Below are 20,747 nucleotides of genomic sequence, written 5' to 3' on the forward strand. Positions count from 1 at the left end.
TGGTGGGACGGTTCCCAGTGGACGGCGCACACCCACCCCGGGCAGCAGGCGCCGGCCCAGGAGCAGGCCGCGCAGCAGGCGGCACCGCAGCAGCAGCCGGCACCGCAGCAGCAGATGCCCCAGCAGGCCCCCCAGCCGCAGCTTCCCCATCAGTACGCGCCGCAGCAGCAGCCCGTCCCGGCCCAGGACCCGTACGGCCGGCCGGGCATGAACGCGGCCGATCTGCACCATCAGTTGCAGCAGCAGGCCGGTGTCCAGCGCCAGGTGCAGCAGCAGGCCGGTGTGGCGCCCACGGGGCCGGGCGGCGGCACACTGTTCACCGAGCCGGTGCTGGTGGTCAACCAGAAGGCGAAGCTGATCGAGGTCAGCAACGAGTACGCCGTCTACGACCAGAACGGCAATACCCTCGGCGCGGTCGTCGAGGTCGGCCAGAGCGCCGCCAAGAAGGTGCTGCGGGTGGTCTCCAGCCTGGACCAGTACATGACCCACAAGCTGGAGATCCGGGACGCCTACGGGCAGCCGCAGCTGGTGCTGACCCGGCCCGCGAAGCTGCTCAAGTCCAAGGTGCTCGTGGCGCGTCCGGACGGCCGGCCGGTCGGCGAGATCGTCCAGCAGAACGCCATCGGGAAGATCAATTTCGCGATGCTGGTCGACGGCCGGCAGGTCGGCGCCATCAAGGCGGAGAACTGGCGCGCCTGGAACTTCGCGATCGTCGACCACGCCGACACCGAGATCGCCCGGATCACCAAGACCTGGGAGGGCCTCGCCAAGACGATGTTCACCACCGCGGACAACTACGTCCTCCAGATCCACCACCAGCTGCCCGACCCGCTGCTGAGCCTGGTCGTCGCCACCGCGCTGACCGTCGACACGGCGCTCAAGCAGGACGCCCGCGGCCTTGGCTGAGCCCGGGGGCACCGTGACCGGGGACCCCCGGAGGTCCGGGACCGGCGCAACCCCCGAGGACTTCGTCCTGGGTGTCGACTCGGGCGGATCCGGCCTGCGGATCGCCGTCGCCCGGGCCGCCGACCCGCAGGCCCAGCCGCTGGCCACGTATACCTCGCGGGAGCCCGTGCGCACCGGCCCCGCCGGCATCGACGCGGACCACATGCTCGGACAACTGCTGCCCGCGGGCGAGGAGTTGGGACGCCGGGTGGGCGCGGACCGGTTCGCCGCGGTGTGCATCGGCGCGTCCGGCATGGGCACCCTCGGGGACGATCTGCGCGCCCGGCTGCCCGCCGCGCTGACCGCCGCCCTCGGGGCACGGCGGCTCGCCCTCGCCGCGGACGCCGTCACCGCGTACACGGGGGCGCTCGGCCAGCGGCCCGGCGTCGTGGTCGCCGCGGGCACCGGCATGGTCGCCCTGGGGACGGACCTGACCTCGGAGGGCGGCTGGCGGCGCGCCGACGGCTGGGGCCATCTGCTGGGCGACTGCGGCAGCGGTGCGTGGATCGGACGCGCCGGGCTGGAGGCCGCGATGCGCGCGTACGACGGCCGGCCCGGCGGCTCGCGGGCCCTGCTGGCCCGCGCGGAGGCGGTGTTCGGGCCGGTGGCCGGACTTCCGGGGGCGCTCTATCCGCGGCCCGACCGGCCCGCGGTACTGGCCTCGTTCGCCCCCGAGGTCGCCAACTGCGCCACCGGAGACGCCACCACCGCCCCGGATACCGTGGCCGCCGGCATCCTGGCCGGCGCCGCGCGCCATATCGCGGATGCCGCGGCAGCGGCCTGCCCGCCCGGCCCCGGGACGTCGGTGGCGTGCACCGGCGGGCTGTTCGCCGTCGGGGACCCGCTGCTCTCCCCGCTCCGTACGGCACTCGCCGAGCGGCTGCCCGGCGCCCGCCGGACCACGGCCGCCGGAACCCCGCTCGACGGGGCGCTGACGATCGCCGCCGCACTGGCCGCGAACCGCCTGATGCTGCCCGCCGATCCGAAGTTGTTGCAGATCACACGGTCTGCGGCGGGGTAGCCGCCGTGACGCGCGGGATAAATCGGGACGGATACCGCTCGACCGAACCCTCCCGCGGCGGCGGGACACTTCGAGGCGTTAGCATGCGGCGCCATGAGTTCCCCCACTGGGCCCGCACCTGGCTCGCCCGTTTCTGACGCCGAATCCCCGAGCCCGGGAGCCGCACCCGGCCTGCCTGTACGAATGCCGCGCGCGCGGCAGTCCGGCCGCCACCGGAAGCCGGAGCCGCCGTCGGCGCCCGAGGGCGCACCCGCCCTCGTGCTGGCCGTGCCCGGCACCCCCACCGCCGCCTCGCGCAGCCTGGCGGAGGAGGTCTCCAGCATCGCCCGCTCCGAACTGCCCGGTCTGGACGCGCGGATCGGTTACGTGGACGGCGGAGACGACGAGTTCCCCTCCCTGGAGGCCGTGCTGGCGCACGCCGCGGCCGAGCAGAAGGCCCGGGCCGCCGACGCCGGGCAGCCCGACCCCGGCCCGGCCGCGGTCGTCGTGCCGCTGCTGGCCGGTCCGGACAGCGCCCTGCTGCGCCGGATACGCCAGGCCCTCATGAACAGCGCCTCCGGCGCTGAACTGACCGACGTCCTGGGCCCGCACCCGCTGCTCGCCGAGGCGCTGCACGTCCGCCTGTCCGAGGCCGGACTGGCGCGCGCCGACCGCGCCCGGCTGTTCACGGTCGCCACCGCGGCGGACGGCATCATCCTCGCCACCGTCGGCGGCGAGGAGGCGGTGCAGGCCGCCGGTATCACCGGCATGCTGCTCTCCGCCCGACTGGCCGTGCCCGTACTGGCCGCCGGCCTGGACGAGGAGGGCGCCATCGCCCGTACCGCCGAGCAGCTGCGCTCCTCGGGTTCGCAGCAGCTCGCGCTGGCCCCGTACCTGATCGGCCCCGAACTCGCCGACGGCCTTCTGGGGGCAGCCGCGGCGGAGGCGGGCTGCGCATCGGCCGAGGCCCTGGGTGCGTACGGCACGGTGGGCCGGCTGGTGCTGTCCAACTACGCGTCGGCGGTGGGCATCACGCTGCCGGGCCAGGGTGTGGGGGCGCCGGTCCGGTAGCACCGGTCGCCCGCGCCGCAGTTCGCCGGGGCCGCCGCCGCGCCGATCGCGCGGGGCGGCCCTCGGTGTGTCCGGGGCCGGGTCGGGGCCGTGCCAGGACTCGTCCGGCGTCCGGGTGCGGCGTCCCGGCCGGGCAGGGCCCTGAGCGGCGCAGATGGCCGTCAGACGGTCCGCGGGGGCGGCGGGCACCTGTGGGCGGCAGGAGGGGCCGCGGGCGCGCGAGCGGGCGGCTCAGCGCCTTCCCGCTGCTGGGCGCGGGATCGCCCGCACCGCCTCCGCTACGGTCGTGGCGCCGTCCCCGTTCCCTCGCCAGGAGGCAGCTCATGACGCACCGCAGCAACGTCGAGACCGTTCGCGCCTGTTTCGCCGCGTACCTGGACCAGGACCGCGCGGCCATGGATCGGCTGCTCGCCGAGGAGTTCGTCTTCACGAGCCCGCAGGACGACCACATCGGCAAGGCCGCGTTCCTGGAAGTCTGCTTCCCCACGGCGGACCGCGTCCGCACCCAGGAGCTGCTCGACACCGTGGCCGTCGACGACGACCAGGTCTTCATCCGCTACGAGTACGAGCTGAAGACCGGGGAACGCCATCGCAACGTCGAGGTGATGACGGTCCGGGACGGCCGGCTCACCGAGACCCAGGTGTACTTCGGCGGGCGCTTCCCCCAGGCATGACGTGGGCGGGCGACCGCCCCGGGCGCACCGAGCGCCTCGTCCGGCTCAGGCGAACACCACGCACGAAGCGGCCGGCGCCGCGATCGAGCCGCCCCGCGCGGGGACTCCGGTCTCCGGGTCGAGGGTGAACCAGGTGACATCGCCGGAGCGTTCGTTGGCGGCGTAGAGGTGCCGTCCATCGGGGTGCAGGGCGAGGTCGCGCGGCCAGTGCCCGCCGCAGGGCACCGTCGTGACCAGGGCCGCGGTCGCGCTCCGCACGTCCAGGGAGAGGACCGCGATGCTGTCGTCGCCCCGGTTGGCGGCCCAGGCGAACCGGCCGTCCGGGGAGACGACCAGCGCGGAGGGGAAGGTCGGCCGGGGTGGCGCCGTTCCGTCGCCGCCACCGCCGGCCGCCGCCTGCCCGTCGGGAAGGAGACGGGTCTCCCCCAGGGGGGTGAGCGTGCCGCGGTCCGCGTCCCAGCGGCAGAGGGTCACCGTCGGGTCGAGTTCGTTGACGACGCAGGCGAGGTCGCCGCGCGGGTGGAAGGCGAGATGGCGCGGCCCGCTGCCGGGGCGCAGCCGCGTCTCGTCCCGTACGGTCAGCTCCCCGCTCGCGGCGTCGAGGGCGCACACGCGGACCGAGTCGGTGCCCAGGTCGACGCTGAGCAGCCGGCGGCCACTGGGGTCGGGAAGAACGGCGTGCGCATGCGGGCCCTCCTGGCGGTCGGTCCGGGGGCCGCTGCCCTGGTGTTGCAGGACCCGGGCCGGGCCGCCGAGCGTGCCGTCGGCCCGGACGGGGAGCGTACTGACGCTGCCGGAGCTGTAGTTGGCGATGACCAGGTGGCCCGCGGCCAGGGTGAGGTGGGTGGGATCGGCGCCGCCCACGGGGACGGCGGGTGCGCGCAGCACGGGCCCCTCGGGCGAGAGGGCGAAGGCGGCAGCCGCACCGTGCGGGGTCTCGCTGACCGCGAAGAGGTGCCGGCCGTCCGGAGCCGGCACCAGGTAGGAGGGGTTGGCGAGGGCGTCCGTGGAGTGCAGCGGGGTCAGCGCCCCGGACTCCGGGTCGACGTCCGCGGTGGTGATGCCCCGCCCGCCCGCCGTGGTGAACGATCCGATGCAGGCCCGGTATGTCCGCCGTCCGCCCGGCGCCGTTCCGTCCGCTGCCGCACTCGCCGTTGACCGGGTCGTCCCCACTGGTCGCCGCCCTTCGTCCGCCTGCCTGTTGGAGGCTGCCCGCCCCGGGGACGCGGTGGTGGCGCCCGGCCCCGCCCGGGGAGTGCCCCGTTGTCCCGGCGACGCTAACAGGGCCCGGCAGGCCGTCGCACCGGTTGGCCGACAGCCGCCGTCCCGCGCCCGTCAGGACGCCGCGAACGGTGCCCGCGGTGCGCTGCGTACGGGATGTGCCAGCGCGGTGAGTGCGGATTCCAGGCCGTGCAGATGCGCCAGCGCCCGCTCGGCGCCCGGGTGGTGGGCCGGCGCGGCGGCCGATCCGTAGGGCGCGTCGGCGGTCTCGGGGCCGGGCGCGAACAGCGCGCCCACCACGGCCTCCACGCGCTGGCAGGCGGCGATCAGCCGGGCGTCGTGCGAGGCCGCCGGATCGGCCGCCACCTCGGCCAGGCCCCGGACCTGCGCGGCGCACTCGTCCAGGTAGGCCACGACCTGCCGGGCGCGCGCCTTGCGGTGCCGCAGCGGGTTGAGCGGATGCAGCAGCGGTACGAGCGACTGCCGCACCCGGGCCAGCAGCAGTTCGAGCTCGGCGACCTGCGGCGAGGGGTCGGCCTGCGGGTCCCCGGCCAGCCGGCGGGTGGCCGCGGCGGTGCAGTCCCGAACGCAGTGCACCGCGCGCTGTATCCAGGCGTCGGTCGCGGCATGGGTCGTCACCGGCAGCACCAGCGCGACCGCGAGCGCGGCCCCCAGCGCGCCGATCACGGTCTGCTCGAACCGCAGCGCCAGCAGGCCGGGGTGCAGCACCCCCAGCAGCCCGTAGAGCAGCCCGGCCAGGACGGTGACGCAGAACATCATCCAGCTGTACGACGGGCCCGCGGTGTAGAAGATGCCGAAGACGCAGCCGGCGACCAGTGCGGCGGTGGGGAGCGGTGCGCCGTGCAGCGGGACGGCGACCAGCAGGCCCACCGCGATGCCGGCGACGGTGCCCAGGACCCGCCGGAATCCGCGGATCAGGGTCTCGCCGCGCGAGGCGGTGTTGACGAAGATCCACCAGGCGGAGACCACCGCCCAGTACCAGCGGTCCTGCGACAGCAGCTGTCCGGCGGCGAGCGCGAAGCCGCAGGCGGCGGTCGCCTGGACGGCCTGGCGGGTGGTCACCCGGGCCAGCCCGCGGCCGGCCGCCGGCGCCACCGCGGCGGGCGGGGGCAGCCGCCGCTCGTAGCACCAGACGCCGAACCGGACGGCCGAGGAGGCGGTCAGCCCGAGGGCGACGGCGGTGCAGAGCTCCGGCAGCCGGCCCGGTACGGCGTGCAGGAACTGCACCATGAAGAACATCATGAACGCGAAGATCCCGAGGGCGTGCCCGCGCGGCCCCCAGCGGCGCGCGTACACCCCGGCGCCCACCACGGCGAGGAACGCGGCATCGCGCGCCAGCGGGTGGTCGTGCAGCACGGTCGCCAGCGCGAGCACCGGGAAGCCCACGGCGGGGAGCAGGGCGGTGGTGGCCGCCTGGCCGCGGACGGTGCGGTCGCCGACCGTGAAGAGCGCGAGCAGCGCGGCGAGCCCGCCGGCGATGGCCGCGAGGAGGGACCCGCCGGCCAGTCCGGATACGGTCACCGCCGACGCGATCCCCAGGACGGCCCGCAGCGCACTGCGCAGCCGCAGCCGCCCGGGATCCGGAGCAACGAACATCCTCTTCAGCACGGCCTCCCGCCCTCTGCCCTTTCCCGCGACGCGCAGGGATCCCGGGCGGACCCGGGACTCCTGCGACGCACACCCATGGCGCTCATGAAAAACGGCGCCGCGGAATCCGCAGCGCCATCGACGGGGACATCACACCATCCGGGCGCCAGCTGGCTCAACAGAAGGCGGATGGACTGCGCCATTGGATCAGCCAGAGGTGCTTGCAGTGCGCCAATAGCAGGCCAACGGTCCAGCCAGACGGGGCGGGCGGCGAACCGACGGCCGGGGCTCACATGGGCAGCGAGCGCAGTCGGACCGGGCCCTCGGGCCAGTGGACGTCGTCGCTCAGCGGCGTCCACAGGGTGCGCAGCGGCATGACCACCGGGCCGGCGGGCTGCTCGACCCGCACCGCCCCGTGGAGCGCATGCCAGCCGAGCCGTTCGTAGAGGGCGACGAGCGGTTCGCGGCAGAAGAGGAGCCCGAAGCGCGGGCCCATGGTGCGCGCGTGGTCCAGCGCGCCCGCCACCACCCGCCGGGCGAGCCCCTGCCCGCGTACGCCGGCCGCCACGGCCACGCCGCCGACGCCCACCACCCGCGTCTCGGTCCCGCCGATCGCTATCGGCAGCAGCCGCAGACCGGCGTGCGCCACCAGGCGGCCGTCGAGCCGGATGCCGAAGTGCTCCTCCTTGGGCAGCCAGGTCAGGCCGTGCTCGGCGACGCCGAAGACATCGTCCCCGTCGCCGAGGATCTCGGCGATGTCGGCGGGCGTGTAGTGCGCGAGCCGCTCCACGGGCGGCGGCGCGGAAGGGGGGTTCTCGGTCATCCCCGCATGATGCGCTGCGCGGCGAACGGCGGCCAACCGCGGGTGCCCGGGAGGACTCCCTCACGGCCCGCGCGCCATCCCTTCACTTCTTGTACATGAAAGACGCGGCGTGTTCGACATCTTGACGCTCCAACTCCCGCCCACCTACGTTCACTTCAGCTCTCGGCGCCTTGAGAAACCTTTACGCCGCCATGGATGGAAAAGGTGAAGGTATGAGTGGGCTGAAACGTCGTTCCCTGCTGGCCGCCGCAGGGGGTACGGCCACCACCGCCGGACTCCTGGGCGCCGGGGCGATCCCGGCGCGAGGGCTTCCCCGGACCGCCGGTTCCACGGACGGCGCGGGGGTCCCGGGACGCCCGCCGGGACCCTACGACGGCACGGTCCGTGCGCTGCTGGCGCGTATGACTCTCGAAGAGAAGTTGGGGCAGCTCCAGCAGCTCCCGTGGGAGTACAACACCGGGCCGGGTGGTCCCGGCACCAAGGAAGTCGAACAGGCGGCGCGCCAGGGGCGGTTGGGATCGGTCCTGAACATCTTCGGTGCGCGGGCGAGCAACGCGTTGCAGAAGATCGCCGTCGAGGAGTCCCGGCTCGGCATTCCGCTGCTGTTCGGCCTCGATGTCATCCACGGTTTCTGGACGACGTTTCCCATTCCGCTGGCCCAGGCGGCGAGTTTCGATCCGCAGGTGGCGGTGCGGGACGCCGAGGTCTCGGCCAAGGAGGCCCGTTCCCACGGCGTGCACTGGACGTTCGCGCCGATGATGGATGTGACGCACGAGCCGCGCTGGGGCCGGATCGCCGAGGGGAACGGCGAAGACCCCTATCTGACGGCCGCGTTCGCCGCCGCCAAGGTCCGCGGGTATCAGGGGTCGGGCCTCTCCGCCACGGACCGGATCGCCGCCTGCGCCAAGCACTTCGTCGCGTACGGGGGCGCGGAGGGCGGACGCGACTACAACACGGTCGATGTCTCCGAGGCCCGGCTGCGGAATCTGTACCTGCCGCCGTTCAAGGCCGCACTCGACGCCGGGGTGGCCACGGTGATGGCCTCGTTCAACACCGTCGGCGGTGTCCCCGCCCACGCCAACACGCACACCCTCACCGACATCCTGAAGCGGGAATGGTCCTTCGACGGGATGGTGGTCAGCGACTGGAACGGCGTCGAGGAGCTGATCCCGCACGGCGTCGCGGAGGACGGTGCGCAGGCCGCCCGGCGCGCCCTGCACGCCGGTGTGGACATGGAGATGACCAGCACCACCATGGTCACGTACGGGAAGCGGCTGGTGCGGGAAGGGAAGATCAGCGAGCAGCGGGTGGACGACGCGGTCTCCCGGATACTGCGGCTGAAGTTCGCGCTCGGGCTCTTCGCGCATCCGTATGTGGACGAGGGCGGCGAGATCGGGGCGCCGACGCCGGACGCACGGGCGGCGGCGCGCACGGCCGCGGCCCGCTCGATGGTGCTGCTGAAGAACGACAAGGGGGTGCTCCCGGTCGGCCGGTCCGTGGGGTCGATCGCGGTGGTGGGGCCGTTCGGCGATTCCGGCGATCTGCTGGGGACCTGGGTGATGCCGCCCGCGGCGCAGAAGTTCCCCGCCGTCACGGTGCTCGATGCCGTCAGGAAGGCCGTGCCGGGTGGCGCGGTGCGCTACGAGCGGGGTGTCGCGGCGCAGGGGGACGACACCGGCGGCATTCCGGCGGCCGTGGCGGCGGCGCGTTCCGCCGAGGTGACCTTCGTGGTGGTCGGTGAGCCGGCGGCGCTCAGCGGTGAGGCCGCCGCGCGGAGCGACATCGGTCTGCCGGGCGCGCAGGAGAAGTTGATCGAGGCGATCGCCCGGACGGGGAAGCCGTTCGCGGTCGTCCTGGTCAACGGCCGTCCGCTCACCATCGGCGGCTGGCTGGGCAGCGCGCCGGCGGTACTGGAGGCGTGGCACCCCGGGATCGAGGCCGGCAACGCCATCGCCGATGTGCTGTTCGGCCGGGTCGACCCCGGTGGCAAGCTGCCCGTTTCCTTCCCGCGCACGGCCGGTCAGATCCCCATCCACTACAACCACGAGAACACCGGCCGCCCTTACGACCCCGACGACAAATTCACCTCGAAATATCTCGACCTCCCCGACGGCCCGCAGTTCCCGTTCGGCCACGGCCTGAGCTATACGACGTTCCATATGGGTGCGCCCTCGCTGAGCACCGACCGGATCGCGGTGAGCGCCCTCCGGGAGGGCGACACCGTGGAGGTCTCGGTGACCGTCGTCAACACCGGTTCCCGGCAGGGCGATGAGGTCGTCCAGCTCTACGTCCACGACCGTGCCGCCGCCATCGCCCAGCCGGTCCGCCGGCTGCGCGGCTTCCGGCGGGTGACGCTGGCGCCGGGCAGCAGCCGGACGGTGCGGTTCCGGCTGGGTGCCGAGGATCTGGGGTTCTGGACCCACGCCCCGCAGGGTGAGTTCCTGCTGGAACCCGGCGCCATCGACCTCTACGTGGGGAACAACTCGGCCACGGAGGGCACCTGCACGCTGTCCCTCACCTGAGGGTGCTTCAGGAGAACTGGGCCACGTACTCGGCGAAGGGCGGAATTCCCACCTCCGCGCGGCGCTCGTCCATCCGCTCCGGGTCCTCGCACGGCCACGGAACGGGCGCGCCGTCCCGTACGCCGGCGATCTGGGTGCCGTAGACCTGCCGGCGCCCCTCGTTCACGAGCGTGCGGTCGCGCAGGAACGCGAGCTCGCGGGGGCCGGCCGTGCCCGCCGCCACCGCACGCTCCATCAGCCGCAGGGCCCGGCGCTGCACTTCGAGCCGGCGGTCGGCGTGCTGGGCGAGCAGCCAGGCGCTCCGCGCGGCCTCGGCGCCGACCAGCTCCGCCGTCGGCCAGCCGTACCGGTCCATGATCTCGTCGAGCCGGTCGCCGTGCCGGGCGGTCAGCCGGCGCCATGCCAACTGGTCGGCGAAGTCCTCGCTGTTGGCGCGGTGCGCGGTCCGGTTGTCCTCCGCGGCCATATCGACCAGTTCCGTGGCCAGCGCGGCGAGCTCGTCCTCGGTGGGGTGGTGGGCAGGGGTGCCGTGCGTCATACGTGCTCCAGAGATTGGGGGACCGCATCGGGTGGTCGCATCTCACGCTAAAGGCGCCGCACCGCCCGAAGATCGTCCGCGAGGACGGTGACGGGAGGGGCCGCGCGCGGGGATAATGGATCTATCCCCCGGAACGATCCGACCGCTCTCGGACCGCTCCGCTTGCCCGCCGACGACCCGCCGACCGTGAGGAGGCCGTGGGGCCATGGCCGTGGACGCGCTGGACGCGAAGATCCTCCGGTTGCTGCTGGAGCAGCCGCGCACCAGCGTGCGGGAGTACGCCCGGGTGCTGGGCGTCGCCCGCGGGACGGTGCAGGCGCGGCTGGACCGGATGGAGCGGGACGGTGTGATCACCGCGTACGGTCCCCGGCTCTCGCCCACCGCGCTCGGGCATCCGGTGCTGGCCTTTGTGCACATCGAGGTGACGCAGGGGCATCTGGAGGAGGTCGCCGATGCGCTGGCCGAGGTGCCGCAGATCATCGAGGCGTTCTCGACGACCGGGGGCGGGGATCTGCTCACCAGGGTGGTGGCCCGGGATGCGGCACACCTGGAGGACGTCATCCAGCGGCTGATCAGCCTGCCGGGCGTGGTCCGTACGCGCACGGAGGTGGCGCTGCGCGAGCGGGTGGCGCACCGGATGCTGCCGCTCGTGGAAACGGTGGGCGGGGCCGCCGGGAAGCCCGGGACGGGGTGACGCGGAGCGGCTGACGGGGCCGGGCGCACGGGCGGGCCAGGCGGGCGGCTTGGCATGCTGGCGGGCATGAGCGCCTGCGCCGACCCCCGGTACCCCTCCGCCGCGTCCGTCACCGCCGCCATGCCCGCCCCGGTGATCTTCGATCTCGACGGCACGCTGGTGGACAGCGAGCCGAACTACTTCGAGGCGGGGCGCCGACTGCTCGCCGGTTACGGCGTCACGGATTTCACCTGGGAGCAGCACACCCGCTTCATCGGGATCGGCACCCGCGAGACGCTGGAGATCCTGGCGCGCGAGTACGGCATCGACGCGCCGGTCGAGGAGCTGCTGGCCGGGAAGAACCGCGCCTATCTGGAGCTGGCCCGGGCGCATACCGAAGTGTTCCCGGAGATGCGGGAGTTCGTGGCGCTGCTGGCCGCGGGCGGGCATCCGATGGCGGTGGCGTCAGGTTCGTCGCGGGCCGCGATCGAGGCGGTGCTGGCCGGTACGGGGCTGGATGCGCTGCTGACCACGCTGGTGTCGGCCGAAGAGGTGCCGCGCGGCAAGCCGGAGCCCGATGTGTTCCTGGAGGCCGCGCGCCGGATGGGTGTCGCGCCCGGCGCCTGTGTCGTGCTGGAGGACGCGGCGCCCGGTGCGCTGGCGGCGCACCGGGCGGGGATGCGGTGTATCGCGGTCCCGTACGTGGCCGAAACCGCCGGTGATCCGGCCTTCGCCGGTGCCGGGCTGCTCTTCAGGGGCGGCCAGGGGGAGTTCACGGCGCGGACCGCGTACGCGTGGCTGGGGCGGACGGAGACGGCCGCCTAATCGGGGGCCGGTCACTTGATACCGGCCGACTTGCACTCCGCGGCGAGGTCCGGGGTGCAGAGCAGGTCGGTACGGACGACGCCGTCGCTGACGACGGTGTCCTTGAGGTTCTCCTTGGTGACCAGCTTGGCGTTGAAGAGCTTGGCCGGTATGGCGGACGCGCTGCTGTTCTTGGCGGTGGTCGGGGTGAGCGTGGTGATGCTCTGGCCGCGCAGCAGGCGGTAGGCGATCTCGGCGGCGGTCTGTGCCTCCGGCCGGACCTCCTTGTAAATGGTGAACGACTGGGTCCCGTCCAACAGCCTCTGCAACGCCGGGAGTTCGGCGTCCTGACCGCCCAGCGGAATGTCCTTGAGGCCGGCCGACTTGAGCGCCTCGGCGATGCTTCCGGCCATTCCGTCATTGGCCGAGTAGACCGCGTCGATGCCCCGCGGACCGAGGGCGTTGATCGCGTTGGTCATCTCCTTCTTGGCCGTTTCCTCGGACCATTCGGGAATGTCCTTCTCGAAGGCGATTTTGCGGACCTTGCCGTCCAGGACGGCATGTGCGCCCTTTTTGAAGGACGGGGCGTTCGGGTCGGTCGGTGAACCGTTCAGCATGACGACGTTCGCGCTGGCGGCCCGGGAACCGAGTGCGGTCAGAATTCCCTCGCCCTGGAGGCGGCCGATCTTCTCGTTGTCGTAGGAGACATATGCCTTGACGTCGCCCTCGGCGAGCCGGTCATAGGCGACGACCTGCACACCCTTCTTCGCGGCTGCGTCCACCCAGCTCTTGTCGGTCTGTGCGTCGACCGGGTCGAGAATGATGACCTTTACGCCCTTGTCCACCAGCGCCTCGAACTGGGCTCTTTGGGTATCCGGGCTGGATTCGGCGTTGCTGTAGGCCACTTTGCATTCAAGGCACAGCGAAGCGATTCTGCTCGTGATGATGCGGCGGTCAAAATTCTCGTAGCGCGTGGATTTGCTCTCCGGGAGCAGGAGACCGATCGTGTCCTTGCCCTGGTCGGCCGCCGGATGATCACTTCCGCACGCCGCCAGCGGCGCGGCGAGGGAAAGTGCCACTGCGCTGATGATGACCCGGCGACGCATTGTTGCATTCGTCACATTCGCCGCGCTCATCGCCTTCATCGCCTTCATGAAAGGTACCTCCGCAAGGGGCCGCCTGACTCGGCCCAGAATGGCTGAGTGAACGTCACTCGGGCCCGGATAGTCAAGAATCGAAGTAATAACGATATGGAAGCGAGTACCGCGTTGAGAGGCTGAAGGCGGTGCCGGACGGGCATCGACGGGCGGTTCCGGGCCCGCTACGCCAAGTGATCTTCGTGCCGCCGCGTGGCACATATCCGGCCATGAACACGGTGTGGAAGCAGACCCCGATCTCGGCCGAGGGGCGGCTGGGCCGCCCCGACGAGCACCCCGGCCGCAGCGACCAGGACTATCTGCGGCGCCGCGACGCGCTGGCCGCCCGCGCAGCGGGGCACCGGGTCGGTGCGCCGTACGCGGGCGTCGACTACACCGAGGCGGAGCACCGGACCTGGCGTACGGTGCACACCGCGCTCGGCCCTGCGCACCGCGCGCATGCCTGCCGGGAGGCGCAGGACGCCGCGGAGGCGGTGGACGTCCCCGCCGAGCGGATCCCGCAGCACGCGGAGATCTCGCCGGGCCTGCGGGCCCGGACCGGTTTCGCGTTCACCCTGGCCGGCGGTGTGGTGCCCAACGAGCGGTTCCTGGGGTCGATGGAGCACGGCTACTTCCATGCGGTGCAGTTCGTACGCCATCCGGCCGTGCCGCTCTACACCCCCGAACCCGACGTCATCCATGACGTGTTCGGGCACGGCATTCATCTGTCGGATCCGCGCCTGGCCGAGCTGTACCGGCTCTTCGGGCGGACCGCGAACCGGGTCCGCTCCGAGGAGGCGCTGGACATTCTCAGCCGGATCTACTGGTTCACCCTCGAATACGGTCTGCTCACCGAATCCGGTACTCCCAAGGCTTTCGGCGCGGCGCTGCTCTCCTCCTTCGGGGAGATCGCCGCACATACCGTCCGGGAAGTCCGCGCACTGGACATCCGCGCCGCGGCCTCGCTCCCGTACTGCATTTCCGGCTATCAGCCGGTTCTGTTCGCCGCGCGGTCCCTGGCGCACCTTGAGGACACCCTGGGTGCGTTCTGCGCGGAATTCGACGAGGACACCGGGAGCCGGCTGGGAATCCCGTCGCTCCCCCGCAACCGGACGTAGGGTCCCGACGCGCCGCGGAGGAGTGCGGCGGATTTCCGCGGGATTCAGGCAGCCGGTGCCGGGGTGAGCGCCCGCGCCCGCAGGCCGCTGCCGTACCGGCGCAGCAGCACCGCGGCCGTCACGCGGCGGGTGGCGCTGCCGACCGCCGTCCGCAGACGCAGCCGCGACGACCGCCGCCGCATCCGGCTCGTCCCGCAGAACCCGCGGCCCCCTCAATCCGGCCCGTACGAACGGGGCGGCGCTCACCCGCCCGCTGCGTGTGCACCGCACCGCGGCCCGGCCGGACCTCGCCGACCACGTCGCCGAACTCCTCCAACACGTCGGCCTGGAAGCGGACTTCGCCGGCCGCTGTCCGCACGAGCTGTCCGGCGGGCAGCGGCTGGCGGTCGCCCCTACGGTCTCCGCCCCCTGAGCGGCCCGCCCCGGCCGCCGCTCACTCCACCACACCGATGACCGCCAGCGTGATGTTGTCCGGCCCGCCCGCCTCGATGGCCGCCTTCCACAGCTCGAAGGCGGCCCGGCCGCCGTCGTGCGCCCGCATCAACTCGCCGATCTCGTCGTCCAGGACGGGGTCGGTCAGCCCGTCCGTGCAGACCACATACCGGCTGTCCGCGGCGAGCGGCGCCGTCGTCACATGCGGGGTGATGGCGCAGAACCGCGTCGCGCCGCCGATCGCCTGGGTCACCAGCGAGGTGGTGCGCTGCCCCTCCCGCAGCGGCGGGCTGTCGTCCACGCTCACCTGACGCACGCCGTCCCCGTCCGTTTCCAGCACCTTGCTGTCACCGACGTTGAAGACCAGCAGCGCGTCGGGCAGGACGACGGTGCCGGCGACCGTGGTGCCCATCGCGGTCAGCGCCGGATCCCGGTCGGCCGCCGCGTACACCGCGCGATTGCACAGGGTCAGGGCGTCCCGCACCGCGTCCTCGCTGTCCAGCGACGGCCCCAGGGTCGCCAGGTGCCGGACGGTCAGCGCACTGGCCACATCCCCGGCCGGCTGCCCTCCGATGCCGTCCGCGACGGCCACCACCAGCGGCTGCCCGAGCGGGAACACCAGTGTCTGCGGATTCTCGGTCACCGTGCCGCACAGCGTCCACGGCCCCACCACCAGGCTGTCCTCGTTGTGTCCGCGGATCAGCCCGGGATGGCTGAGCGCCGTCACCGTGATGTACCGCATCGCCGTGTCCGCCTCTCCTCGGCTCCGGGCCCGGGGCGGCCCGGGCTCACTCCGCCGTCTGCCGCCCCCGCAGCGTGTGCCGCTGCATCAGCCGGGAGATGTCCTTGCCGGTGACGATGCCCACCAGATGTCCCGCGTCGACGACCAGAATCCGCATCCCGGTCCGCAGGTTGAGCTTCTCCAGCGCCTCGGTCAGCAGATCGTCAGGGGCGGCGACCGCGCACTGGGACAGCGGCGTCGCCACGTCCCGCGCCCGCAGCGCCTCCCGCTGCGGTACGGGGATCGCGGCGAGCCGGCGGATCTCCACGATGCCGCTCGGCCGGCCCTCGAAGTCCAGCAGCGGTACGGCGGAGTGGCCGGCCGCCACCGCCACCTCGTCGATGAACCGCTGCACGCTCAGCCATTCCGCACCCGTCACCACCGGGCTGGACATGGCCTCCGCGGCGCGCACCCCCCGCAGCGCCGACTGGAGCGTGGCAGTCCGCCGCTCCGCCCCGGCGACGACCATGATGAACAGCCCGATGAACGCCAGCCACAGCCCGCCCGCCGCCCCCCGGAGCAGGGCGATCCAGCCGGCCGCCACCATCAGCCCGCCCATGATCTGCCCGCCCCGCGACGCCGCCAGGTCCGCCCGGTCCCGGTCTCCGGTACGCCACCACAGCAGCGCCTGGACCACCCGTCCCCCGTCGAGCGGCACGGCCGGCAGCAGGTTGAACACTCCCAGGAACAGATTCGCCCACCCCAGCCACACCAGCACCACCGCGGGCACCGCCCACATCGGCGACAACTCGTGCAGCCCGATTCCGGCCCCCAGGGCGATGCCCCCGATCATCAGGCTGGTCAGCGGCCCGCTCACCGCCACCGCGAAGGCCGCCGACGCGGTCTTCGGCCGCCCCATCCGCGTCATACCGCCCAGCGCCCAGAGGGTCACGTCCTCGACCGAGATCTTCTTCCGCCGCGCGATGGCGGCGTGGGCCGTCTCGTGCAGCAGCAGGCTGCCGGTGAGCAGCGCCGCACCGACGACACCGGCAACGGCGTAGACGACGGCGGACCGCCCCGGCGTCGTCACCGGCAGGGTCTGCCGCCCCAGCCCATACGCGAAGAGCACCACCAGCAGCGGCACGCTCCAGTGCATGCGCAGCGGCACCCCGACCACACGTCCGATACGGACCGAGCCGTTCATCACCGTCTCCTGCCGGCCCGGCACCCGGCTCGCACGGGCGGAGCCTCGACGCCCCGCACTCCGCGAACCGCCCGGCACGGCACTCACCACAATTGTCGCTCGCGATACCGCACACGTCGGCGCGACGGCGGTCGGTCGGGCGCACCCGGCCCCCGCGGCACGCGGACCATCCGACGCCTGCGGGGTGTGGATCTAACCTGGAGGTACGGACGCCGGTACGGCGGGCGCGCCATCACAGGAGGCACATCGTCATGGGGCGAAGCCACCACTTCCATCTCGATCAGGGTGGCCACTCGATCACTGTGAACGTCGGACCCGGACGGGACAGCGAGATAGAACTCCTGGTCAACGGCAAGGTCATCGCCTACCAGAAGGAACATGGCCCCGGCATGAACCTGCTCACCGGCGAACTGCCCGACGACCCCGCCCGCCTCTTCCGCGTCCGCATCCGCGAACCCCGTCTCGTGCCCACCGCCCCCCGCTGCACGCTCGAACTCGACGGAGTGGAGCACCCCATGCCGGAGCGCCCCGACCTCTGAGCCCCCGAGGTGCGGTCCACCGGGGCCCTGTCCACCCGCGCCCGGCGTCCTGCCTCGGCTCTCCCTTCCCGCCTTCCTCGACGTTTCCTCGACGTCTCCTCCACGCCCGCTGCTAGCGCGTGGCTTCGGCCTCCACCAGCTCCTTGAACTGTTCGAGATCGCTCCGCACGCCCCGCTCGATCGCGACCGCCTGCGCGAACCCCTGCGGCCCGCCGAAGCTGTCCTTGATCGTGCCCGGGTCGTACTCGAAACGCGCCTGGAGCCGGGTGTGCTCCCGGTCGATGGGCAGCAGCGAGAAGGTGCCCGCCAGATCGGGCCCGATCCTGGTCTGCCACGTCATCACGTTCTCCATCTCGCGGTCGACGATCTCGACCTCCAGCTCCTGCGTCCGGCCACCGGCGTCCACATCCAGGTGCGTCCGGCGCTCGCCCGCCGCACGAGCCTCGCGCACGCCGTTCAGGAACCGCGGATAGACCTCCGCACGATGGAGGACGTCCCAGGCCCTTTCGACCGGAACACTGATGTCGATGTGTTCTTCGAGAGTGCTCATCGCACACCTCACAGCTCTGTTCACGGCTCCCCCGCTACGTATCCAGGGTCCTCCGCACGACGGCCGGAGGCGACCCGAGCGCCCGCGGAGACACGCCGTGAGCCGCTCGCGACGGCGCTGCGCCCGTGCTCCCCCGCTACCCCTGCGGCGCGATGGCGAGGATCGCGACATCGTCGTGCAGGACACGGGTATGGCGCGGCAGATCGGTGTTGAGGAAGCCGATGACATCGGCAGGACCGGGAGCGGGCCGCCCCCCGAACCGGTCGCGGAGCCGGTCGAGGAGGGGATAGAAGTCCCCTGATTGATCACGGGCCTCGATCAGCCCGTCGGTGCAGAGCAGCAGCACGTCCCCCGGCGCGAAGCGGTGGGTGTACGCCGTCGGGCGCCCGGTGGCCAGCCAGCCCAGCCCCAGCGGAAGCGCCGGCGGCCCGCTGAGGACGGTCACCTCGCCGCCGGAGATCAGCACCGGCTCGACATGCCCGTGGTTGATGATCGTCACCCGGTGGGCCTCGGCGTCGTACTCGATCAGGGCCGCGGTCACGAACAGCTCGTCGTCCGGGATCTCCGCCGCCTCGCGCACCAGCCGCCGCTCCATCCGGGACGCGACCTCCAGCAGATCCCCCGGCGCGTACACCGCCTCGCGGAAGCTGCCGAGGACATCGGCGACCGTGCGTACGGCCTGGAGTCCCTTCCCCCGGACATCGCCGATGATGGCCCGCTCGCCCGCCGGCGTGTCGTGGATGTCGTACAGGTCGCCGCCGACCGTCGTGCCGACCTCGCCGGAGCGGTAGAGCCCGGCGGCCAGCACCTTGCCGACCTGATGCGGCACCGGCCGCAGCAGGGTCCGCATCAACGCCTCGGCCACCGAGTTGGCGCGTACCAGCTGCCGCCGCTGACGCTGCCGGTGCCCGGCCAGCGCCACACCCAGTACCCCTACGACACCGGTGGAGATATAGGCGGCGACGTAGTTGTTCCCCCACAGCTCGTGGATGTTGTGCCCCGTACAGCACGGGGTCCCCGCCAGTACGGCCTCCAGTCCGACGGCGCACACCGTGACGACGCCGACGCCCACCGGGCCGAAGGCGAAGGCCGCCAGCACCGGCACGGCGATCAGCAGAAAGCTCACCGCCCACTGCGTCGGCGTCACGAACTCCAGCAGCAGCACGAAGACGAAGTACGCGGGCGGCATCCAGCGCATCCACGTGGGCACCGTCGGAACCTCGAAGCCGTTGCCGTCCACCAGCCCGGTGAGCCGGTTGGCCTGACGGCCGTGTCCCCGCCGGCTCACCGCTCGAAGATCCCCTCACGCGACCTGTTCACACGGGCTCCTGTCACGGACTCCTGTCACGACCGTGCTCAAGGCCCACAGCCTGACGCCCCTGAACAGCCAACCCGACGATTACGCCATCGGCGGCATGTCACACCCGTGGGGCAGCCACCCCCACCGCCCCTACCTTCTTCCCTCTCTCATCCCCTCATCTCCCCTCATCTCATCCTTCCTCTCTTCCTCCACCTATTCCTCCACCGCGCCGCCCACCCGCCGCAGATGCTGCCGGAAGGTGTACAACGGGTCGGCGGTGCGGCGCGCCAGATAGTCGTCGAAGGCGGTCTGGCGGCGCAGGGTCTCGCCGGCGCGGATCTTGCGGGCCTGTTCGCGCTCGGTCCGCCAGATGGTGTGAGCCATGGCCAGGACGTCCTCGCTGTGCGCCGCGGCGACGAACAGAACGCCGTCGTCGTCCCCGAAGACGACGTCGTCGGCCGTCACCAGGTGCGGTCCGAAACGGGCGGTGACCAGGGCGTGCGGCTCGCGGTCGTCGAGCCGGACCGGGCCGGGCGCGTACCGGCCGTAGCTGAACACCGGAAGGCCGATCTGCGCCAGTTCCGGGGTGTCGCGGTGCAGCCCCCACACCGCCAGACCGGCCAGTCCGGCGGCCTCCGCTTCGAGTACCGCCAGGTCGCCGACGCATGCCTCGTCGAGGCGACCGCCATTGTCGATCACCAGGATGCCGCCGGCTTCGGCACCGGTGAACGCCTCCAGGAAGATGTCGACGCTCCCGTAGTGCCGCACCGGCAGTGCCCGCCCGGCGATGCGGTGCCCCGGCACCACCGCCGCGATCCCGGGTGGGGCGGCGCGCAGCGGTACACCGAGGCGGACGCAGGCGTCGGCCACCAGTGGTGTGGAGAGGTCGGTGAAGGTCTTCGGCATGGTGTGCTCCCTGGCTCGGGTCCGTCACCGCCGTTGAGTGGTCGGCGCGGAGTCGGCGAACGCTGCCATGCTCCACGGCCGTTCGCCTCCCGTACAGCACCGGAGCAGGGCCCCGTGCCCGTCGCCCACCGGGGGTCCGGGTCTCCCGTCACCGGATCCGGCTGGCCGGAAACCGCCTTATCGCCGGGTGCCGGCGGACCTAGCGTTGACTTCGTGACCAGATTCGAAATCTGGTCACGGACGCGGAGGGAGAGGGCTCTTGGAACGGTCGGAGCGCGGCGAACGCATCCTGGAAGTGGCCGGGGAGTTGCTGGTCGCCTGGGGCTACGGGCGGGTGACGATCGACGAGATCGCCCGCCGGGCCAAGGTCGGCAAGGGGACGGTCTATCTGCACTGGAAGACCAAGGACGCGCTGCTGCTGACCGTCGTGCTCAAGGCCAAGACCCGTGCGCTGCAACGGCATTTGGCGCGGATGCGCGCCGATCCGCTGGAGGTGTTGCCGAGCCGGATGATGGGCGCCTACTACGGCGACTTTCTGGCCGAACCCGTGTTGCGCGCCCTGTACACCGACGACGTCGACGTGCTCGGCCGGCTCAACGACTCGTCGAAGAAGGAATTCGCCGAACTCGTGGCCCTGGGCGACCGCGTCCTGTGCCGCCATCTCGAAGCGCTGCGTGAGCACGGCCTGATGTACGAGGACACCGATGTGCGGCATCAGCAGTATGCGCTGCTGGCCACGGCCACCGGCTTCTTCACGGCGGAGGCGCTGCTCTTCGACCGTGCACCGGACACCCCGGAGATACGCGGCGGGATCTTCGCCGAGTCGCTCCGGCGCATGTTGGAGACGACGCCCTCGTATGACGCGGCGGCGGCTGCCGCACCCGAAATCATCGCGCTCTACGAGGAGTTCGAGGCGCGCAGCGCGGAGGAGATGCGCCGGCAGCTGCGCAACTGAGCGCCGG

Annotated in this window: 22 protein-coding genes; 11 read left to right on the top strand and 11 right to left on the bottom strand. The window is 72.5% G+C overall.

Features of this window, described 5'->3' with window-relative positions; translation table 11 throughout:
• From IEZ17_RS05885 to IEZ17_RS05900, 4 genes are all read left to right on the top strand, one after another.
• Positions 1–906: LURP-one-related family protein (locus IEZ17_RS05885; protein WP_189297146.1), on the top strand; the 906-nt coding region annotated here is incomplete at its 5' end.
• Positions 907–919: 13 nt separating this feature from the next.
• Positions 920–1,966 (top strand): N-acetylglucosamine kinase, encoded by a 1,047-nt coding sequence (locus IEZ17_RS05890; RefSeq protein WP_189297629.1) that lies wholly within the window; start codon positions 920–922, stop codon positions 1,964–1,966.
• Between the two features lie 93 nt (positions 1,967–2,059).
• The gene (locus IEZ17_RS05895; protein ID WP_373299736.1) at positions 2,060–3,016 is read left to right on the top strand and encodes a sirohydrochlorin chelatase; all 957 of its coding nucleotides are present in this window, start codon (positions 2,060–2,062) and stop codon (positions 3,014–3,016) included.
• 323 nt (positions 3,017–3,339) lie between these two features.
• Positions 3,340–3,690: a nuclear transport factor 2 family protein gene (locus IEZ17_RS05900; RefSeq protein WP_189297150.1), complete on the top strand. Its 351-nt coding sequence runs from the start codon at positions 3,340–3,342 to the stop codon at positions 3,688–3,690.
• A gap of 45 nt (positions 3,691–3,735) precedes the next feature.
• Here the strand turns inward: IEZ17_RS05900 and IEZ17_RS05905 are convergent, their stop codons facing one another.
• From IEZ17_RS05905 to IEZ17_RS05915, 3 genes are all read right to left on the bottom strand, one after another.
• Positions 3,736–4,785 (bottom strand): lactonase family protein, encoded by a 1,050-nt coding sequence (locus IEZ17_RS05905; RefSeq protein ID WP_229851991.1) that lies wholly within the window; start codon positions 4,783–4,785, stop codon positions 3,736–3,738.
• 240 nt (positions 4,786–5,025) lie between these two features.
• Positions 5,026–6,528 (bottom strand): FUSC family protein, encoded by a 1,503-nt coding sequence (locus IEZ17_RS05910; protein ID WP_189297154.1) that lies wholly within the window; start codon positions 6,526–6,528, stop codon positions 5,026–5,028.
• A gap of 280 nt (positions 6,529–6,808) precedes the next feature.
• Positions 6,809–7,342 (bottom strand): GNAT family N-acetyltransferase, encoded by a 534-nt coding sequence (locus IEZ17_RS05915; RefSeq protein ID WP_189297156.1) that lies wholly within the window; start codon positions 7,340–7,342, stop codon positions 6,809–6,811.
• Between the two features lie 212 nt (positions 7,343–7,554).
• Here IEZ17_RS05915 and IEZ17_RS05920 point away from each other — a divergent pair, with 212 nt between their 5' ends.
• Entirely contained in the window at positions 7,555–9,864 is a 2,310-nt protein-coding gene (locus tag IEZ17_RS05920; RefSeq protein ID WP_189297158.1) for a glycoside hydrolase family 3 N-terminal domain-containing protein, read from the top strand.
• Between the two features lie 7 nt (positions 9,865–9,871).
• Here the strand turns inward: IEZ17_RS05920 and IEZ17_RS05925 are convergent, their stop codons facing one another.
• Positions 9,872–10,402 (bottom strand): DUF6624 domain-containing protein, encoded by a 531-nt coding sequence (locus IEZ17_RS05925; protein ID WP_189297160.1) that lies wholly within the window; start codon positions 10,400–10,402, stop codon positions 9,872–9,874.
• Between the two features lie 205 nt (positions 10,403–10,607).
• On the opposite strand from IEZ17_RS05925, the gene IEZ17_RS05930 reads away from it, so the two are divergent.
• Together IEZ17_RS05930 and IEZ17_RS05935 are read left to right on the top strand one after the other, a co-directional pair.
• Positions 10,608–11,096, top strand: a complete 489-nt coding sequence (locus tag IEZ17_RS05930) for an Lrp/AsnC family transcriptional regulator (protein ID WP_189297162.1) — start codon at positions 10,608–10,610, stop codon at positions 11,094–11,096.
• A 120-nt stretch (positions 11,097–11,216) separates the two neighbouring features.
• The gene (locus tag IEZ17_RS05935; RefSeq protein WP_189297631.1) at positions 11,217–11,900 is read left to right on the top strand and encodes an HAD family hydrolase; all 684 of its coding nucleotides are present in this window, start codon (positions 11,217–11,219) and stop codon (positions 11,898–11,900) included.
• Between the two features lie 11 nt (positions 11,901–11,911).
• Here IEZ17_RS05935 and IEZ17_RS05940 read toward each other — a convergent pair whose 3' ends face one another.
• Positions 11,912–12,985, bottom strand: a complete 1,074-nt coding sequence (locus IEZ17_RS05940; RefSeq protein WP_189297633.1) for a sugar ABC transporter substrate-binding protein — start codon at positions 12,983–12,985, stop codon at positions 11,912–11,914.
• Between the two features lie 260 nt (positions 12,986–13,245).
• On the opposite strand from IEZ17_RS05940, the gene IEZ17_RS05945 reads away from it, so the two are divergent.
• The gene (locus tag IEZ17_RS05945; RefSeq protein WP_189297164.1) at positions 13,246–14,133 is read left to right on the top strand and encodes a phenylalanine 4-monooxygenase; all 888 of its coding nucleotides are present in this window, start codon (positions 13,246–13,248) and stop codon (positions 14,131–14,133) included.
• A gap of 44 nt (positions 14,134–14,177) precedes the next feature.
• Here IEZ17_RS05945 and IEZ17_RS05950 read toward each other — a convergent pair whose 3' ends face one another.
• Positions 14,178–14,315 carry a hypothetical protein gene (locus IEZ17_RS05950; RefSeq protein WP_189297166.1) on the bottom strand — a complete coding sequence of 46 codons (138 nt, stop codon included), beginning with the start codon at positions 14,313–14,315 and terminating at the stop codon, positions 14,178–14,180.
• 77 nt (positions 14,316–14,392) lie between these two features.
• Here IEZ17_RS05950 and IEZ17_RS05955 point away from each other — a divergent pair, with 77 nt between their 5' ends.
• Complete coding sequence (locus IEZ17_RS05955; RefSeq protein WP_189297168.1) at positions 14,393–14,545, top strand: hypothetical protein; 153 nt, start codon at positions 14,393–14,395, stop codon at positions 14,543–14,545.
• Between the two features lie 21 nt (positions 14,546–14,566).
• Here IEZ17_RS05955 and IEZ17_RS05960 read toward each other — a convergent pair whose 3' ends face one another.
• The gene (locus IEZ17_RS05960) at positions 14,567–15,307 is read right to left on the bottom strand and encodes a PP2C family protein-serine/threonine phosphatase (RefSeq protein ID WP_189297169.1); all 741 of its coding nucleotides are present in this window, start codon (positions 15,305–15,307) and stop codon (positions 14,567–14,569) included.
• A 46-nt stretch (positions 15,308–15,353) separates the two neighbouring features.
• The gene (locus tag IEZ17_RS05965; RefSeq protein WP_189297171.1) at positions 15,354–16,490 is read right to left on the bottom strand and encodes a site-2 protease family protein; all 1,137 of its coding nucleotides are present in this window, start codon (positions 16,488–16,490) and stop codon (positions 15,354–15,356) included.
• Positions 16,491–16,741: 251 nt separating this feature from the next.
• On the opposite strand from IEZ17_RS05965, the gene IEZ17_RS05970 reads away from it, so the two are divergent.
• Complete coding sequence (locus IEZ17_RS05970) at positions 16,742–17,029, top strand: hypothetical protein (RefSeq protein WP_189297173.1); 288 nt, start codon at positions 16,742–16,744, stop codon at positions 17,027–17,029.
• A gap of 112 nt (positions 17,030–17,141) precedes the next feature.
• Here the strand turns inward: IEZ17_RS05970 and IEZ17_RS05975 are convergent, their stop codons facing one another.
• From IEZ17_RS05975 to IEZ17_RS05985, 3 genes are all read right to left on the bottom strand, one after another.
• Positions 17,142–17,579 (bottom strand): SRPBCC family protein, encoded by a 438-nt coding sequence (locus tag IEZ17_RS05975; RefSeq protein WP_189297175.1) that lies wholly within the window; start codon positions 17,577–17,579, stop codon positions 17,142–17,144.
• A gap of 136 nt (positions 17,580–17,715) precedes the next feature.
• A complete protein-coding gene (locus IEZ17_RS05980; protein WP_229851936.1) occupies positions 17,716–18,867 on the bottom strand; it encodes a PP2C family protein-serine/threonine phosphatase in 1,152 nt (383 codons plus the stop codon).
• 225 nt (positions 18,868–19,092) lie between these two features.
• Positions 19,093–19,785: an RraA family protein gene (locus IEZ17_RS05985; RefSeq protein WP_189297177.1), complete on the bottom strand. Its 693-nt coding sequence runs from the start codon at positions 19,783–19,785 to the stop codon at positions 19,093–19,095.
• Positions 19,786–20,044: 259 nt separating this feature from the next.
• On the opposite strand from IEZ17_RS05985, the gene IEZ17_RS05990 reads away from it, so the two are divergent.
• On the top strand, positions 20,045–20,740 hold the full coding sequence (locus tag IEZ17_RS05990; RefSeq protein WP_189297179.1) for a TetR/AcrR family transcriptional regulator: 696 nt from the start codon (positions 20,045–20,047) through the stop codon (positions 20,738–20,740).
• Positions 20,741–20,747 lie beyond the last annotated feature (7 nt).

Source organism: Streptomyces albospinus (genome assembly GCF_014648695.1).
GTDB lineage: Bacteria > Actinomycetota > Actinomycetes > Streptomycetales > Streptomycetaceae > Streptomyces > Streptomyces albospinus.